This window comes from Nitrosospira sp. Is2 (genome assembly GCF_033095785.1).
Taxonomy (GTDB): Bacteria; Pseudomonadota; Gammaproteobacteria; order Burkholderiales; family Nitrosomonadaceae; genus Nitrosospira.
Map to the genome: position 1 here is coordinate 749,550 of NZ_CP137134.1, position 16,167 is coordinate 765,716.

Here is a 16,167-nt window from a genome sequence, read left to right on the forward strand (position 1 = left end):
AGTTGCCACCGACCAAACTGTTCGACTTAGTCAGAACCATAATAATTTACTAGGCGCTTAACCTCACAAACCATCAGAGCTCATTCAGCTTCCTTTGTTCGTGCAGAAACAGTCATAGGTTAATGGCAGAGGCGGTATGGCCTGAAATTGCCCCGCCAGTGCCCCACAAAAGAAGAAGGCTCACGGTTTTACACGTAAGCCTTTGTTTTTATGGTGGGTCTGGTTGGACTCGAACCAACGACCAAGGGATTATGAGTCCCCTGCTCTAACCGACTGAGCTACAGACCCGTACACAACATCTCACAGCATACCGAAAGTCGTTTAGCCTTCGGTATCCAGAAAACTGCGCAAGCGTTCCGAACGCGAGGGATGACGCAACTTGCGCAACGCCTTCGCTTCGATTTGACGGATACGCTCGCGGGTGACATCGAATTGCTTCCCGACCTCTTCCAAGGTGTGGTCGGTATTCATTTCGATACCAAAACGCATGCGCAGCACTTTGGCCTCACGCGGCGTGAGCGAATCCAGTATCTCTTTCGTTACGTCGCGCAAGCTGGCGTAAACCGCGGCATCCGCCGGTGCCATGGTGGCGGAATCTTCGATGAAATCACCGAGATGAGAATCCTCGTCATCGCCAATAGGCGTTTCCATCGAGATCGGCTCTTTGGAAATCTTGAGAATCTTGCGAATCTTCTCTTCCGGCATTTCCATCTTCTCCGCCAGTAATGCCGGTTCCGGTTCCTGCCCGGTTTCCTGCAGAATCTGACGCGAAATACGATTCATTTTGTTAATCGTCTCGATCATGTGCACCGGTATGCGAATAGTGCGCGCCTGATCGGCGATGGAACGGGTAATGGCCTGCCGAATCCACCAGGTCGCGTAGGTGGAAAATTTGTATCCGCGCCGGTACTCGAATTTATCCACCGCTTTCATGAGCCCGATATTGCCTTCCTGGATAAGGTCCAGGAACTGCAAGCCGCGGTTGGTGTATTTCTTAGCGATGGAAATCACCAGCCGTAAATTGGCTTCGGTCATTTCACGTTTCGCGCGTCGCGCCTTGGCCTCGCCGGTTGACATCCGGCGATTGATTTCCTTGAGGTCCTTCAAGGGTATGCCAACATCCTTTTGCAGGGTCAGCAGGTTTTGCTGCTGTTCCAGGACCGCCGGCTGGTATCGCTCCAGCGCTTGACTATAAGGCTTTGCAAGCGCCACTTCCTGCGTCACCCAATCAAGGTTGCTCTCGTTTCCTGGAAAGGCTTTGATAAAGTGATTACGCGGCATTCCCGCCTTGGTCACGCATAATTCCATGATCTTGCGTTCGTAGCTGCGCATTTCGTCCACGAGGCCACGCTGGGTATCGCAGAGCCTTTCCACCATCTTCGCCGAGAAACGGATGGCCATGAGTTCGGCGGTAATCTGCTCCTGGATGTCTTTGTATGCCTTGTTGCTCGGGCCTTTTTCCAGCGCCTTCTGCATATCGTTATAGGCCTGCCGAATCACCGCAAAACGTTCCAGTGCGTCGTTTTTCAATTTAAGCAGGTTTGCGTTTGCAATCGCGGCGATATCGTCATCTTCGCCGTTTTCCGCGATTAATTCCTGCTCCAGCGATTCATCGGTAATATCTTCGGAAATCAATTCCTCGGTATTGGGGTCCAGCAGCCCATCCACCAGCTCGTCGATGCGCATCTCATCCTTCGAGACCTTATTCGCGAGCTCGAGAATGCCGGCTATGGTGGTGGGGCAGGCGGAAATCGCCTGGATCATATGCTTCAGTCCGTCCTCGATGCGCTTCGCAATCTCGATTTCGCTCTCGCGCGTGAGCAATTCCACCGAACCCATTTCCCGCATATACATCCGCACGGGGTCAGTGGTACGGCCAAACTCCGAATCCACAGTGGAAAGCGCGGCTTCAGCTTCCTCCACCACATCCTCATCGGCCACTGTGGGCGCGGTCTCCGACATCAATAATGTTTCGGCGTCGGGCGCTTCATCGTAAACAGAGATGCCGACATCATTGATCATGCTTATGATGTTTTCGATCTGCTCGGCATCCAGCATGTCATCCGGAAGATGATCGTTAATCTCGGCATAGGTCAGGTAGCCGCGCTCCTTCCCTTGAACGATCAAATTCTTGAGACGCATACGCCGGGCCTCAAGGTCCTGGGGCGCAAGAGGCGATTTCTCCGGGTCCTTGGCCTGGGCTGGTTTGCCTTCCTTTGCCGACTTTGTCTTAACTATTTTTGCCGTCAGCGATCCGGAATCCTTGACGGCCATGACGGCCTTGGCTATTTCTGTTACGCGTACCTGAGCTTTAGCTGTCGATTTTGCAACAGTCATAATGTCATCCTCCAGAGGTCCTGCGGCTGCGTTTAGCGATGTTTTTTCAGATGCGCCTTTTGCCGATCCCGATACCGATCCTTTTGACGGCTTTCTCATATCGTCCATTTCCTTTCTGGCTAACACGTTGTCACTGCTGGGATGCGGATGCTCTACAACTCAGATGCAAAGCTCCGGCGCCCGCCTTTACCGTCCCCTTACTGTTTTTGGTTTTACCATGTCTTTCCCAAAACGGGTTTAGGTTTTGGATGTGTTGGCCTAAACCCTCTATAATAGCACAAACAATTCTTTATTGTCCGTTCGCCGTCAATAAGTTGTCCGCTGGAGTTCCTGCTTTTCCTCCGGCGTAAGGGCGCTGAGAGACTTGCCATGCAACATTGACATGCGTTGCTTGCGATACATTTCGCTCAGGCGCTCCATTGCTCCGGTAAATTCTGCTTCAAGGTCTATCCCGCTATCCCATCCAAGCGTCTTGCTCCCGGCTTTTTCGAGCAGGACACGATGCGAGCTGCCGCGAAAATAAGCGATAACGGATGGCATGGCGGTGCTTTCCCTAACATGGGGATTAGAATCGATAAATTCAACCAGTGCCCGCAACGCCGCCACTTCGTCCGCATAGTCATGGTCATGCGCGAGCAGTTCCCGGTTCAATTTCTCGATGTAATTCGGGTCGTATAACAATACCTGCATGAGCCACTGGTACGGCGAGGGGGGTTGCGGCCGCGGTGTTCGTCCACGGGACGGAGAAGCAGAAACACGCCTGATCTTCAACAAATCTTCCAATTCATTCTGGCTGAGGCCACTGATTTCCGCCAACTTTTTTAACAGCATGAGCGCAAGCCCTGGGGCAGCTACCTGTGCAAGCAGCGGCTTCGCATCCTGGACCAGCTTGGCCCGCCCTTCGCTGGTTTTGAGGTCCACTCGCGCTGACAGTTCCCTGAACAAGAAGACAGACAGAGGCAATGTTTGCTCGAGCAATTCTTCAAACGCTTCCTTGCCGAAATTTCGAACGTAACTATCGGGATCCTCTCCTTCGGGCAGGAAGAGAAAGCTGATGTTCTTGCCATCCGCAAGCTGTGCCAGGGTGGCTTCCAATGCGCGCCATGCCGCTTTTTTCCCCGCCGCGTCGCCATCGAAACAGAACACCACATTATCGGTCTGGCGCAGGAGTTTTTGGATGTGATAAGGTGTGGTAGCGGTTCCAAGCGCGGCCACGGCATATTCAATGCCATGCTGATAAAGGGCCACCACGTCCATGTAACCTTCGACGACGAGGACTCGCCCTGCCTGACGAATCGCCCTTCTTGCACCGAATAGATTGTAGAGTTCCCGGCCCTTCTGAAAAAGGGGTGTTTCGGGTGAGTTGAGATATTTGGGTTCGCCATGCTCCAGCACTCGCCCACCGAAACCCACGATCGCGCCTTTAAGGTTAACAATGGGAAACATGATCCGGTCGCGAAAACGGTCGTAGCATTTGCCATCGTTCTCAATCATCAGCCCGGCTTTTACCAGCAATGCTTGCTGCGCTTTTTCTGCCTGATCGACAAATTCTCCCTCAAGGTTCCGCCAACCAGGCGGAGCATAGCCAATGGCGAAATGACCGGCTGTCGGCCCCGTTATGCCCCGCTTTTTAAGATAGGAGATGGCACCGGCCGAGTATCGAAGCTGCTGCCGGTAAAACCGGGCGGCAACGTCCATAACTTCACTCAGTTTTTTGGAAACGCTTTCACTTTGGTGGCTTTCGTGGGAATGGGCTTTCTCCCCTGCGTCACCCGGCCCGGGTTCTGAGTCTGCTGATCGGGAATGCGACCCCGATTGCTCCGCGGGAACCTGCAGACCAACGCGCGCCGCAAGATCGGCCACCGCTTCCAAAAAATTCAAGCCGTTATATTCGATCAGGAAACCGATGGCGTTGCCGTGCGCGCTACACCCAAAGCAGTGATAAAACTGCTTGGTCTGACTTACGGTAAAAGAAGGCGTCTTCTCGCTGTGAAAGGGGCAGCACGCGGTGTAATTTGCGCCCGCTTTCTTGAGCGGTATGTGACGTTCAATGACATCAACAATATCAACCCGGTCCAGCAACTCCTGAATGAATGATTGTGAAATCATTATTGGATATAACTCGGAATATTTCAGGAGGATTGCTAACGGGATTACAGCGATGAAATCCTATTTGCGTACCGTAGCTTTGCTGCTTGTGACCGGACTTGACATAGCTTTGGTCTGCTGCCAAAAATCGGCTTAGCCAATGAGCTTCGTTTTGACCAATGAGGATACTTTACCCATATCGGCGCGTCCGGAAAGGCTGGACTTGAGCTGCGCCATTACCCGCCCCATGTCTTGCTGGCCTTTGGCCCCCGCGATAGAGATCGCTTCGCTTACGGCTTCTTCGATCTCCGCGTCACTCAGTGCCTGAGGCATGTAAGCCTGTAATACGCTGACTTCATATTTCTCCGCATCGGCCAAATCGTGACGATGGGCTGCTTCGAATTGAACAATGGAGTCTCTGCGTTGTTTGAGCATTTTCTCGATGACACCAACCACCGCCGCATCATCCAACTGTATCCGCTCATCCACCTCCCGCTGCTTGATGGCCGCCTGTAGCAGACGGATGGCGTCGCGCCGCTTGGTATCAGCAGCGCGCATCGCAGTCTTCATGTCTTCGGAGATTTGTTGTGTGAGATTCAAGTGAAAAACGGGCCAAGCACGTTTTGTAAGTTTTAGACTGACTGAAACTAATAAAGTTTCGGAGGGAGCAATTGGCTACGTAGACGTTTGTACGTACGTTTAACCGCCGCCGCGAGCTTGCGCTTGCGTTCAGCAGTCGGTTTTTCATAAAATTCCCGGGCGCGCAACTCGGTGAGCAGGCCGGTTTTTTCTATGGTGCGCTTAAAGCGGCGCATGGCAACCTCAAATGGCTCGTTTTCCTTTACTTTAATAGTCGTCATGAAAATGGAGTTCCTCTCAAAAATGTTAAACGGCTCGACAAATTGTCGCGTATATGTGTAACCTGTAATCCACTATTATATAACAAGTACCAAATACTGTTGTAAAGAGTCATTCCTTTCCCTACACCATTGCTAGTACTCGGCATTGAAACCTCCTGCGACGAAACCGGGGTGGCGATTTATGATACCCGGCAGGGATTGCTGAGCCATGCGCTTTACTCGCAGACGGAAATGCATGGCGAGTATGGGGGTGTTGTGCCTGAACTTGCCTCCCGGGACCATATCCGTCGCGTATTGCCCCTGATAAGGCAAACGCTAGCCGGGGCCAGCATCGGGTTGCAAGACCTCGACGCTATAGCCTACACCCAGGGTCCGGGGCTGGCGGGAGCACTGCTGGTGGGCGCAAGCGTCGCCGCCTCCCTTGGCTTCGCGCTGGAAATTCCGGCCCTGGGCATTCATCACCTTGAAGGGCATCTTCTTTCTCCACTGCTATCCGACCCCGCGCCTGACTTCCCCTTCATTGCACTGCTGGTATCCGGCGGGCATACACAGTTGATGCAGGTCGACGGGCTTGGTTCATACAGGTTACTCGGCGAGACCGTGGACGATGCGGCTGGGGAAGCGTTCGACAAGACGGCGAAACTGCTGGGTTTAGGCTACCCCGGCGGCCCCGCGCTGTCGAAACTTGCGGATGAATTTTCGCGTTCGGGTCGGCCTGAGCGCTTCGAGCTCCCGCGCCCCATGCTGCATAGCGGTGATTTGAATTTCAGCTTCAGCGGGCTGAAAACCGCGGTGCTGACGCTCACCAAAAAACACGAAATGACGCCGCAAACCAAGGGTGCCATTGCCTCTGCTTTTCAGAGAGCCGTAACAGATGTCCTATCCGAAAAAGCACTGGCGGCGCTTGAAAAAACCGGTCTCAACCGACTGGTGGTTGCAGGCGGCGTGGGGGCCAACCGCCATCTGCGTAGTACGCTGCTCAGAAAAGCCGGGGAAATCGGGGCCACCGTTTTTTATCCTGAACTGCAATTCTGTACCGATAATGGCGCCATGATTGCTTTCGCAGGAGCAATGCGGTTGCAGTCCATCGATATCGCGAGGAAAAAGCTGAACGACGAGTTCACGGTTAAAGCTCGGTGGGCCCTGGAAATGCAGGCAACCCCATCCGCGTTATAAAAATCTAGGGCGTGCTTTGCTTGCCGATTCGCGCCTCGGTTCCCGCGCGCAGACTTGCGATATTGGATTTATGCCGCCAGATGAGCAACAACGACATGATGAAAACTACTAAAGTCCGTTGGTCGAGACCAAGAAAAAACAGCGCGTAAACGGGTGCGAGCCCTGCAGCGGCTAACGCAGCCAGCGAAGAAATACGCCACACTACAGCGACCGTAATCCAGATAATTGCGGATAGCAGCCCCATCCACGGGTTAAACCCCAATAACACCCCAAGCGCAGTCGCTACTCCCTTTCCGCCTTTGAAACCCAGAAATACCGGGAACAAATGGCCAAGAAACACCGCCAGCGCCACCGGAGCAGTTGCATCCACCTCCACCCCGGGGATGGGGCCGGCGTATCTCGCCAACGCCACCGCCACCCAGCCTTTACCAGCGTCACCGACAAGGGTGAATACGGCCGCCGCTTTTTTCCCGCTGCGGAGGACGTTTGTCGCACCGGGGTTTCTTGAGCCGTAAGAGCGAGGGTCAGGCAGGTGAAACAAACGGCTTGCCACCACACCGAAGGGAATGGAACCCAGCAAATAAGCCATCAGGACAACAGCAATTAGAGTCATCTTATTGGCGCCAAGCCGCGCATCGAAAATCACGCGGTGATTCTACGTAAAAAACCGTCGGTGCGCTTCGGGAGCGTCCCGTTCTTACCTGCTGATTAGCATCAAACAGGCCCATCACTGATCAGTTGCTGATAAAATCGCCCTGTGCGCAAATCTTGGGTGTCGGGCTATAGCTTGAGTGTCTGTTCGAGTGTTTCTTCTTCTGACGGCGGCGATTACCGCACTGCGGTGATCCTCCGAATTCCGATACCCCCGGGATGCCACCTCTCCGGAATACCTGTCAATCGCTTCGTCCCGCCCTCGTCTCGCTTCGTATAGGCAAATTCCTCAAGCCCGCAATCGCCAAGTAAGGCTTATTAGAGGTTCCTCAAATGGATATTATCTTCCTGCAAGAACTCAAAGTTAAAACACTCATTGGAATTTATCCATGGGAGCTCAACGTTGCGCAGACCATTCAGCTCGATCTGGAGATCGCCCTACCGTCGAATCTTGCCTGCTATACGGATCATTTTGAGGATGCGCTGGATTATGCCCTTATCGTCCAACGTATTCATGAGACACTTGCCCAGCAGCATTTCTCATTGCTGGAAGCCTTGGCCCAGCACATCGCAGAAATCATCCTGACGGAATTCAAGTCACCCCGGGTCAAAATTAGCGTCGCCAAGCTCAGCGCGATACGCGGAGTGAAAAAGGTAGGGGTATGCATTGAACGCCAGCGGAACGAACCGTAACCGGAAGTATCAGGGGGTCGCGGCTCTGCAGGATGGGAGATGGCGAATTGGCCCCCCTGACTTGGCTGGAAGCCCCGCAACAAAGATGTGAAACACCCCAAGCTGAGCAAAAATAACAAACCTTGGAGTGAATGAAGTACAGCCAGCTACGAAAGAAAAAACGCCTCTGACATTCTGCCGAAGGCCAGACCAAATTCTTGAATACATGAGGGACGCCACCTGAGCATTGAGACGCAGCACCGCCAGACGGCTCCCGCGATAGGTTGGCCGGATTATGCACCCGCAGTTAATGTTGCTTCAATTTCTGTAAAAGTTCGAGCTATTTCGATGGATGGGATTGAGGCGCCCAGTTGCTTCTCGATTTGGGTCAGCGAAAATATACCGCATACCACCGGGTTCCCTTCAACATCATCCTCTAACACCAGGGTATGTTGACGGCCGGTGTCCAGCAAGCTTGCGACAATATCCCCGACCTTCGCGCGACGCACTACCTCAAGGGGAATTCCTTCGAGCCGATCGAGCGGGGTCATGATGTCAGACACCAGGATCTCGCTGTGCTTCACGCGTCGCTCCTGAATGAATCGCAGCGGCTTCTCACCAAGCACATCCGTTGCGGTTATAATGCCTGTGAGAATCTCATCCTGATTTAGCACAAGCAGAGAACGGACTCCACGCTGCTTCATATATTCATTTGCTGCTTCCATAGACGCGCGCGAGTCGAATATAGCGGCATGGGCGTGGCGGAGATCGGTCATTACATCAGAAGCGGGTGATTCCAGCGTGACGGATCTGGGCGGCGCTGGGCGAACTATCCGAACAGCGCCCGTCAGGCGCTGCGCGGGAAGAATGTGATAGTCGGGCATGGCATGGTCCTCCAACGTTAATGGTTGGGGATACACTTGAAATCAAAAAACCAATTCCAAACACCCCGTATGTTCACATTACCCCTAAAGGGAGTAGGGGTCAATATGATGTTCAACCGTCGCTAAAGCAATGCAACAGCTTATAAACCGCGGACGCCACGGGAAAACTTGTACGGGAAATGCGAGAGCGACGGGACACGAACATAGGCCCCGGTTAATAGATCCTAACGGTTATTTCCGGGTTCCAGTTTTGTGTCCGATTCCTCTTGTTTCATCATTCAATCGCCGCAGCATCGATATCGGATCTTCCGCTTGCGTGATCGGTCGGCCAATGACCAGGTAATCCGCGCCGTTCTCGATCGCCTCGCGTGGCGTCGTAACGCGTTTTTGTTCGTTCAGGGCAGCGTTGGCCGGGCGTATTCCAGGCGTAACCAGGCAAAACCCAGCGCCCATGGTTTTGCGGAGGCTTTGAGCCTCAAGCGCGGAACATACCACTCCATCCAGTCCGCAATCCCTCGCCAGCCACGCCAACCGCGCCACGACCTCTTTTGGGTCTTGTTCCAGCCCGATATCGCTCAGATCACTACGTTCCATGCTGGTGAGCAGGGTGACCGCGATGAGCTTGGCCGAGCCTGCCGGCACAGCCTCACGGGCCGCGGATAACATCCGCCGGCCGCCCAGCGCGTGAACGTTCATCATCCATACCCCCATTCCCGCCGCCACCTTGCACGCATTCGCGACCGTGCTGGGAATGTCGTGAAACTTTAAATCGAGGAATACCTCAAAACCCAACGCCATCAGCTTGGCGATCAGCTGCGGTCCGGCAGCGGTAAAGAGCTCCTTTCCCACTTTTACCCTGCACAACGCCGGGTCCAGCATGACCACAAGATCCAACGCCTGCCGCTCGCTGGAAAAATCCAGCGCAACGATAATTCGTGAATCGCTCATTCCGTCTTGCTTCCAGGATGTGAAGAAGCTACCTGGAGATTAGGCCCGTATCTATCCATGTTCCTCCGGCAAGTGGTACTTTCTTCTGCCCGTCGCAATTTCCCGCTTTTGGCGAAATATCTTGCCGAGGCACGACATTACTCCGATTGCGAGACCCAAGGCGAACGACAGCAGGACAATCAATATTAATGGTGCCTGCCATTCGTACCCGAAATAATAACGCAGGGTTACCGTTTCCGTATTCTTTACCGTAAAGCCCAGCAACAGGAGAAACAAGGCAATCCGCAGGAACCACATCAGATAACGCATGATTCGTTTTTCCAAAAGGCATACCGCGGGCGTAAATAGAGCAAAGGCATCCAATGAATCTCGTCGGAGTCACCGAAGAGGTGAAATAAAAAGCGGCGTGATCTTGCGATCTCGCCGCCATTATACTCATCCCATCTCATGCGTTATTTCAGTTTTTTTGATCGACCCGCTCTCGCATTTCTTTCCCCGCTTTGAAATGAGGCACGTACTTCTCGGGTACTCGAACTTTTTCTCCTGATTTAGGGTTGCGCCCGACGCGCGGAGGGCGGTAATTCAGATCAAAACTACCGAAACCTCGGATCTCAATGCGCTGTCCCTGTGCCAAACTCTTGGCCATAGCATCAAGGATAACCTTGACTGCCAGCTCGGCATCCTTTGCCCCCAACTGCGGATAGCGAGCTGCAAGCCTGGCGATCAGTTCAGACTTTGTCATGAATGTCCTTATTGTTCGGTATTTTTAACATCCATCTTGGCCTTCAGCAACGCTCCCAGGCTGGTCGTTCCTGTATTCGCGGAACTGTCCACTGCAACTTTCTGCATGGCATCGGATTCCTCCACCATATCCTTAGCCTTAATCGAAAGATTAATGCTGCGGTTTTTACGATCCACGTTAATGATCATCGCCTCAACCGTATCGCCCTCCTTAAGGCGTGTGCGAATGTCCTCGACCCTGTCGCGCGATACTTCGGATGCGCGCAAGTAACCCTCGACATCATTCTCCAATGCAACCACGGCGCCCTTGGCATCGATAGACTTTACTGTGCCCTTGACGATGCTATTTTTATCATTCACCGAAACAAAACTGTTGAATGGATCACCTTCGAGTTGTTTTATGCCAAGCGAAATGCGCTCGCGCTCCACATCGATAGATAATACGACGGCCTCGACTTCATCGCCTTTTTTATAGTTGCGAACCGCTTCTTCACCCGGTTGGTTCCATGAGAGATCGGAAAGGTGCACAAGTCCATCAATTCCGCCCTGTAGACCAATGAAAACGCCGAAATCGGTGATGGACTTGATTTGCCCCCGTACCTTATCGCCTTTCTGGTGGTTCATCGCAAAGTCTTCCCAGGGATTGACCTTGCATTGCTTCATACCCAGTGAAATACGACGTCGCTCCTCATCGATTTCCAGAATCATCACTTCCACTTCGTCGCCCAGTTGCACGACTTTTGAGGGATATACGTTTTTATTGGTCCAATCCATTTCGGAGACATGAACCAGGCCTTCGATGCCCTGCTCGATTTCGACAAACGCACCATAATCCGTCAGATTGCTCACTTTACCGAACAGACGGGTATGTTGCGGATAACGGCGGGAGAGCCCTACCCATGGGTCTTCGCTCAGTTGCTTCATGCCCAGCGAGACGCGGTTTTTCTCCTGATCGAACTTAAGTACCTTCGCGGTCACCTCGTCGCCCACACTGATCACTTCCGACGGGTGCTTAACGCGACGCCACGCCAGATCGGTAATGTGCAGCAGGCCGTCTATGCCGCCGAGGTCCACAAAGGCGCCATAATCGGTGATGTTCTTGACGATGCCCTTGACCACGGCACCCTCTGTTAAATTTGCAAGCAGGGATTGCCGGTCAGCGCCCTGGCTTTCTTCCAGAACCGCTCGGCGCGACACGACCACGTTGTTTCGCTTGCGGTCAAGCTTGATCACCTTGAATTCCATCTCTTTGTTTTCGTATGGACTCGTGTCCTTGACCGGACGGATGTCCACGAGCGAACCCGGCAGAAAGGCGCGAATACCGTTGATCATGGCGGTGAGTCCACCTTTGACCTTGCCGCTTACCACTCCTTTCACAATGGCGCCGCTTTCCATGGCAGCTTCCAGATCATGCCAGGCTGTCAGCCGTTTGGCCTTGTCCCGCGATAGACGAGTCTCGCCGTAGCCATCTTCAAGCGCTTCAATGGCGACACTGACGAAATCACCGGCCTTGACTTCGATTTCGCCCTTGTCATTCTTGAATTCTTCGACGGGGATGAAACTTTCGGATTTCAGTCCAGCATTTACGACTACGATGTTGTAGTCGACGCGGGCGACCTGAGCGGTGATGACTTCACCGATGCGCATTTCCTGGCGGGAAAGACTTTCTTCAAATAGCGCGGCAAAACTTTCGGAGACGTCTGTGGCGGGGGAAGCAATGTTCATTGTAAAAAATACCTGATTTGGGAATCCCGTCAATACTGCCCTGACGGGGCTAATGGATTAATAATAACGCCGCTGAAATCCGCCCTCTTCGCGTACAAAGAGAGAGGCTCGGCAGCACGAGAGTTGAACTACTAATCGTTTACCTTCAACACTACCTCGGCTTTATATTTGGCGATGTCAGTTTCGTTCCATGGTGTTACCATCCATGGCATCCTTACCAGCATCACAATAAGGCTTAAAAAAACTGCAGCATTAAGTGTGCTTATTGCTGGTATCCACACCAATTGAAGCCGCAATACAACTCAACAGAGCAACTGCTCAACTGCTCAACTGCTCAACTGAGCAACTGAGACACCACGTCCATACCAAAACCGAGGGCCTTCAAGCTGTGTTCAGGAGCGCCCTTTTGTACAGACATCGGCGTAGCGCACGAGTACACTATCCACCGCTTGTGCAATACTGAGCAAACTGGTATCCAGCAAAAAGGTGTCTGCACCCAACTGCAAAGGAGCCACGGCGCGATTGCTGTCACGCCTGTCGCGTTCCCGTATATCCTCCAGAAGGGAGGCAATATTAGCATCAACCCCTTTTTCCATCAACTGTTTATGTCTCCGCTGCGCACGCGTTTCAGCATCCGCCGTGAGGAATATCTTTAGAACGGCTTCGGGAAAAACGACGGAGCCCATGTCGCGGCCGTCAGCCACCAGACCGGGAAGCTGACGGAAAGCCCGCTGCCGATCCAGGAGCGCCAGCCGCACCCGCGGGAAAGCAGCGATCTTGGAAGCGGCATTGCTGCATGCTTCTGCGCGAATGGCATCGCTGACATCTTCACTTCCCAAACGAATTTGCGAATCTATAAAGGCTACGTCGAGATTGGCCGCGACTTCGCCGAGCGCCCCTTCGCCATTCAGATCGACGCCGGACCGCGTCGCCGCCAGCGCGACCAATCGATAGAGCGCGCCGCTGTCGAGATAATGAAAACCCAGCTTTACCGCTACGCGTTGGGCAACGGTGCCCTTGCCCGAAGCCGAAGGGCCATCTATGGCGATGACAGGAATATGATGTGTACTCATGACAGATCTAAATTAAAGCCCGTGGCTGATCATATGAATGATACCGGATCAGCCTTGCACTATTGCTGAGAACTTGTCGAAATAATCGGGGAAGGTCTTCGCTACGCAATGCGGATCGTTAATACGAACCGAAGTGCCAAGCGAGGCCAACGAGAAACACATGGCCATCCGGTGATCGTCGTATGTATCGATCACGGCGTGCGTGGCAAGGCCCTTGGCTGGCGGCGTGATGCGTAAAAAATCCGCCCCTTCATCCACCGTCGCGTCCAGTTTACGCAACTCCTTCGCCATTGCCGCGAGACGATCCGTTTCTTTTACGCGCCAACTCGCAATATTCGTCAGCATCGTCGTGCCTTTGGCAAACAGCGCGGTCACCGCAAGCGTCATGGCCGCATCGGGGATATGATTGCAGTCCAGATCAATTGCCCGGAGAAAGCCCGATGCAGGCGCACGGGCTTCCATCCAGTTGGCGCCTGAGGTAATTTGCGCACCCATTTTCATTAACGCTTCAGCAAAACGCACGTCACCCTGCAGGCTGTCACGCCCGATGCCTTCCACTCGTACCGGACCGGTACCGATAGCGCCGGCAGCGAGAAAATATGAAGCGGAGGAAGCGTCGCCTTCGACAAATATTTCACCCGGACTGCGATAACGCTTCCCCCCTGGAACATTAAAGCGCCGCCAGTTTTCATGTTCCACGCGCATGCCGAACCGAGCCATCAGTGCTATCGTCAGCTCAACATAAGGACGCGAAATCAGCTCGCCGCTCACCGTTATTACTGACTCCCGGTCGCTATCGGTTGCGCAGAAAGGCATTGCCATGAGCAGGCCGGTCAAAAACTGGCTTGAGACATCGCCCCTCACTGTTATATTGCCGGCGCGAATATGCCCGGGTTTGATTTGCAGCGGCGGGAAGCCTGCGTTGCCGAGATAGGTAATATCCGCGCCCAGTTGACGGAGCGCATCCACCAGATCACCGATGGGCCGTTCATGCATGCGCGCAGTGCCAGACAACCGATAACTTCCGTTGGACAGCGCCAACGCCGCAGTCAGAGGACGAAAAGCGGTTCCTGCATTGCCCAGAAATAAATCGGCTTTACTGACCGGGAACCGTAACGGAAAATGAGCGCCCACGCCCTGCACCCGATAAACCCCTTCATTCACCTTGACGATGGGCACGCCCAAGGCTTTCAGCGCGTCCAGCATGCGTACCGTGTCGTCGGAAACGAGCACATCGCGTATCTCCGTTGCGCCATCCGCCAGTGCGGCAAGCAATAAAACACGATTGGAAATACTCTTCGAGCCGGGCAGACGCACGGTTCCCCGTGCAGTTTTAACTGCCGGGAGGTCAAGAACATCCATGATGAATCTCGGGAACGATCTTGGCTCCCATCAGATGTCGTTCATTTTGGGCACTCGGTACGATTCTCAGCGCCCCCCCCGGGAAATTCGATGAAGCGTAAGTGGAGCCGCACTGGCGGTTTGCATTATGGCTGTTGTTCCGTCTGCCCCCAGCTTGAAGGAGGTGGTTTCGTTTGCGGAAAAGCCTGCGCAACCATTCGAATCATAGGTAAAACCTTTTACCTTTAGCGCGCCGCTTGCGGAATCGTAGGAATACGAGGCGAATTCGACACCCGGACCGCCACAACTGTTATGACCGGGACGCTCAGGATCCCCAATCGGATCCATCATCAAAATTTTACCGTTAGAAAAGAACAGGTACGTTTGCGTCTTGAGGGTAGAGGTGTCGACCGCCCAGGCACCGATGATTCCCTTTGGATCGTTCTCCATTTTGGGATAACGGCTTTCCTTGACCATTGTCCTGGTCGGTTCCTCGGCGGTGGTTTTGATCAATGCCCCAGGATTGAATGCGGATGTTGCGGGTTTCAGTTCTGAAGGAGCCGCGACGATATCGGTAGCGACCAGTCCCGAACCATCGATACGGATGCGCCAATTCGGGCGCAAATGCGATAGTCCGGCCTGAAGATTAGTGTCAACGACCGGCTCTCCGGCGAATTTAAATCCCCTGGTATCAAACTCCGACATGCGCGCGGCGCCGTATTCCACCCCCGCTTTACTGACCAGCTTACTGCCGCAAACGCGATTGACATCGCAGGAATCATCAGGGGTCGCTTCCCCTTGCAGATACTCGCCGGTTCCGCTTGTCGAGGCGCGGATGGCGATTGCCATGGTGTCGTCGTAGCTTACCCAGATATCCGTACTGAGCAAGCTCATGCCTTGCGAGAGAAAGTGAGCACCGGCCAGTTCCACGCCCCTGACGGGTCCGCCAATCCCGCCCGCGTCCCTCGCCTTCTGCAACTCGGCTGAGGACCCGAACCCTGCGAAGTCGCCATCCAGATTAATGGCGGCGCTAACGGCGGCTGCAGCACCCGCCGGAATCGAAATACCATTCTCCGGCTTGCCGTCCGCATCCAGCGATTGCAGGAGCACAAGAATATTCTTCAACCTGTTCGGGTTATCCGCAGCCAGCTCGATTGGCGTAACGATAGGCGCGCCTTTGACCTTTCCCAGAATCATGCTGCCGAGCTTAAACTCAACTGTATCTCCGTGATTGTACTTGTAGCTCCCTCTCTCGTCTGTGGTGCCCGCCGCTCCTGAGGACGATGTATAGGCAACGCCGGCAACCGCCGCATCCGTTAACACCCCGGTCGTAGGCCCTGTTTCCGGCTTTCCGCCGCCGTTACCCCCGCGTTTATCACCCCCATCGCATGCGGCAAGAGTCAACAACAGCACGGCCGGAATAAACTGTGTCCAGCGGTTCCAACCATCCATCGTATTGAGCTTCATTTCAACGTTCCCTCTAATTGATTTAAATTTTTTTACTTATGTTAAAATATCCCCGTAATTTCATTGGGATAGTACTTATGCGGATGGCGGATGCAGCGATAAATCCCGCTATTATAATCACACTGCCGACCCGGAATAAAATTAAGCACGCGCGGAACAAATCGTGAGCGTAGCGAGAGCAGCTCGATCCAGGGGAACTTCACT

Annotated in this window: 15 protein-coding genes and 1 tRNA gene; 2 read left to right on the forward strand and 14 right to left on the reverse strand. The window is 53.6% G+C overall.

Features of this window, described 5'->3' with window-relative positions; genetic code table 11:
• Positions 1–211: 211 nt before the first annotated feature.
• The 5 genes from R5L00_RS03365 to rpsU all read right to left on the reverse strand — a co-directional run bounded on the left by R5L00_RS03365 (position 212) and on the right by rpsU (position 5,285).
• A tRNA-Ile gene (locus R5L00_RS03365) sits at positions 212–288 on the reverse strand.
• Positions 289–321: 33 nt separating this feature from the next.
• Complete coding sequence (rpoD, locus tag R5L00_RS03370; protein WP_107692784.1) at positions 322–2,337, reverse strand: RNA polymerase sigma factor RpoD; 2,016 nt, start codon at positions 2,335–2,337, stop codon at positions 322–324.
• Positions 2,338–2,643: 306 nt separating this feature from the next.
• Positions 2,644–4,446 carry a DNA primase gene (gene dnaG, locus R5L00_RS03375; protein ID WP_317653367.1) on the reverse strand — a complete coding sequence of 601 codons (1,803 nt, stop codon included), beginning with the start codon at positions 4,444–4,446 and terminating at the stop codon, positions 2,644–2,646.
• Positions 4,447–4,578: 132 nt separating this feature from the next.
• Positions 4,579–5,025: a GatB/YqeY domain-containing protein gene (locus R5L00_RS03380; protein WP_317653369.1), complete on the reverse strand. Its 447-nt coding sequence runs from the start codon at positions 5,023–5,025 to the stop codon at positions 4,579–4,581.
• Positions 5,026–5,072: 47 nt separating this feature from the next.
• Positions 5,073–5,285 carry a 30S ribosomal protein S21 gene (gene rpsU, locus R5L00_RS03385; protein ID WP_004179462.1) on the reverse strand — a complete coding sequence of 71 codons (213 nt, stop codon included), beginning with the start codon at positions 5,283–5,285 and terminating at the stop codon, positions 5,073–5,075.
• 129 nt (positions 5,286–5,414) lie between these two features.
• Here rpsU and tsaD point away from each other — a divergent pair, with 129 nt between their 5' ends.
• Positions 5,415–6,461 carry a tRNA (adenosine(37)-N6)-threonylcarbamoyltransferase complex transferase subunit TsaD gene (gene tsaD / locus R5L00_RS03390; protein ID WP_317653372.1) on the forward strand — a complete coding sequence of 349 codons (1,047 nt, stop codon included), beginning with the start codon at positions 5,415–5,417 and terminating at the stop codon, positions 6,459–6,461.
• Between the two features lie 4 nt (positions 6,462–6,465).
• Here the strand turns inward: tsaD and plsY are convergent, their stop codons facing one another.
• Positions 6,466–7,074 carry a glycerol-3-phosphate 1-O-acyltransferase PlsY gene (gene plsY / locus R5L00_RS03395; protein ID WP_317653373.1) on the reverse strand — a complete coding sequence of 203 codons (609 nt, stop codon included), beginning with the start codon at positions 7,072–7,074 and terminating at the stop codon, positions 6,466–6,468.
• 371 nt (positions 7,075–7,445) lie between these two features.
• Between plsY and R5L00_RS03400 the strand changes: the two genes are divergently transcribed.
• On the forward strand, positions 7,446–7,805 hold the full coding sequence (locus tag R5L00_RS03400; RefSeq protein WP_317653374.1) for a dihydroneopterin aldolase: 360 nt from the start codon (positions 7,446–7,448) through the stop codon (positions 7,803–7,805).
• Between the two features lie 272 nt (positions 7,806–8,077).
• Here the strand turns inward: R5L00_RS03400 and R5L00_RS03405 are convergent, their stop codons facing one another.
• From R5L00_RS03405 to R5L00_RS03440, 8 genes are all read right to left on the reverse strand, one after another.
• Positions 8,078–8,668, reverse strand: a complete 591-nt coding sequence (locus R5L00_RS03405) for a CBS domain-containing protein (protein ID WP_317653375.1) — start codon at positions 8,666–8,668, stop codon at positions 8,078–8,080.
• Between the two features lie 231 nt (positions 8,669–8,899).
• Positions 8,900–9,616, reverse strand: coding sequence for an orotidine-5'-phosphate decarboxylase (pyrF, locus tag R5L00_RS03410; protein ID WP_317653376.1), 717 nt, complete (start codon positions 9,614–9,616; stop codon positions 8,900–8,902).
• A 51-nt stretch (positions 9,617–9,667) separates the two neighbouring features.
• Positions 9,668–9,925, reverse strand: coding sequence for a LapA family protein (locus R5L00_RS03415; RefSeq protein WP_317653377.1), 258 nt, complete (start codon positions 9,923–9,925; stop codon positions 9,668–9,670).
• Between the two features lie 148 nt (positions 9,926–10,073).
• Complete coding sequence (locus R5L00_RS03420; RefSeq protein ID WP_091136706.1) at positions 10,074–10,358, reverse strand: integration host factor subunit beta; 285 nt, start codon at positions 10,356–10,358, stop codon at positions 10,074–10,076.
• Positions 10,359–10,366: 8 nt separating this feature from the next.
• Positions 10,367–12,082 (reverse strand): 30S ribosomal protein S1, encoded by a 1,716-nt coding sequence (rpsA, locus tag R5L00_RS03425; protein ID WP_317653378.1) that lies wholly within the window; start codon positions 12,080–12,082, stop codon positions 10,367–10,369.
• A gap of 392 nt (positions 12,083–12,474) precedes the next feature.
• Positions 12,475–13,155 (reverse strand): (d)CMP kinase, encoded by a 681-nt coding sequence (gene cmk, locus R5L00_RS03430; RefSeq protein ID WP_107692274.1) that lies wholly within the window; start codon positions 13,153–13,155, stop codon positions 12,475–12,477.
• Between the two features lie 48 nt (positions 13,156–13,203).
• Positions 13,204–14,517 carry a 3-phosphoshikimate 1-carboxyvinyltransferase gene (gene aroA / locus R5L00_RS03435; RefSeq protein WP_317653379.1) on the reverse strand — a complete coding sequence of 438 codons (1,314 nt, stop codon included), beginning with the start codon at positions 14,515–14,517 and terminating at the stop codon, positions 13,204–13,206.
• Between the two features lie 66 nt (positions 14,518–14,583).
• A complete protein-coding gene (locus R5L00_RS03440; RefSeq protein WP_317653380.1) occupies positions 14,584–15,963 on the reverse strand; it encodes an adhesin in 1,380 nt (459 codons plus the stop codon).
• Positions 15,964–16,167 lie beyond the last annotated feature (204 nt).

What these genes read in the sequence shown, in the direction of transcription:
- rpoD (WP_107692784.1), bottom strand. Translation starts at nt 2,337, where the DNA reads ATGACTGTTGCAAAATCGACAGCTAAAGCTCAGGTACGCGTAACAGAA.
- dnaG (WP_317653367.1), bottom strand. Translation starts at nt 4,446, where the DNA reads ATGATTTCACAATCATTCATTCAGGAGTTGCTGGACCGGGTTGATATT.
- rpsU (WP_004179462.1), bottom strand. Translation starts at nt 5,285, where the DNA reads ATGACGACTATTAAAGTAAAGGAAAACGAGCCATTTGAGGTTGCCATG.
- plsY (WP_317653373.1), bottom strand. Translation starts at nt 7,074, where the DNA reads ATGACTCTAATTGCTGTTGTCCTGATGGCTTATTTGCTGGGTTCCATT.
- R5L00_RS03400 (WP_317653374.1), top strand. Translation starts at nt 7,446, where the DNA reads ATGGATATTATCTTCCTGCAAGAACTCAAAGTTAAAACACTCATTGGA.
- R5L00_RS03405 (WP_317653375.1), bottom strand. Translation starts at nt 8,668, where the DNA reads ATGCCCGACTATCACATTCTTCCCGCGCAGCGCCTGACGGGCGCTGTT.
- pyrF (WP_317653376.1), bottom strand. Translation starts at nt 9,616, where the DNA reads ATGAGCGATTCACGAATTATCGTTGCGCTGGATTTTTCCAGCGAGCGG.
- R5L00_RS03415 (WP_317653377.1), bottom strand. Translation starts at nt 9,925, where the DNA reads ATGCGTTATCTGATGTGGTTCCTGCGGATTGCCTTGTTTCTCCTGTTG.
- R5L00_RS03420 (WP_091136706.1), bottom strand. Translation starts at nt 10,358, where the DNA reads ATGACAAAGTCTGAACTGATCGCCAGGCTTGCAGCTCGCTATCCGCAG.
- rpsA (WP_317653378.1), bottom strand. Translation starts at nt 12,082, where the DNA reads ATGAACATTGCTTCCCCCGCCACAGACGTCTCCGAAAGTTTTGCCGCG.
- cmk (WP_107692274.1), bottom strand. Translation starts at nt 13,155, where the DNA reads ATGAGTACACATCATATTCCTGTCATCGCCATAGATGGCCCTTCGGCT.
- aroA (WP_317653379.1), bottom strand. Translation starts at nt 14,517, where the DNA reads ATGGATGTTCTTGACCTCCCGGCAGTTAAAACTGCACGGGGAACCGTG.
- R5L00_RS03440 (WP_317653380.1), bottom strand. Translation starts at nt 15,963, where the DNA reads ATGAAGCTCAATACGATGGATGGTTGGAACCGCTGGACACAGTTTATT.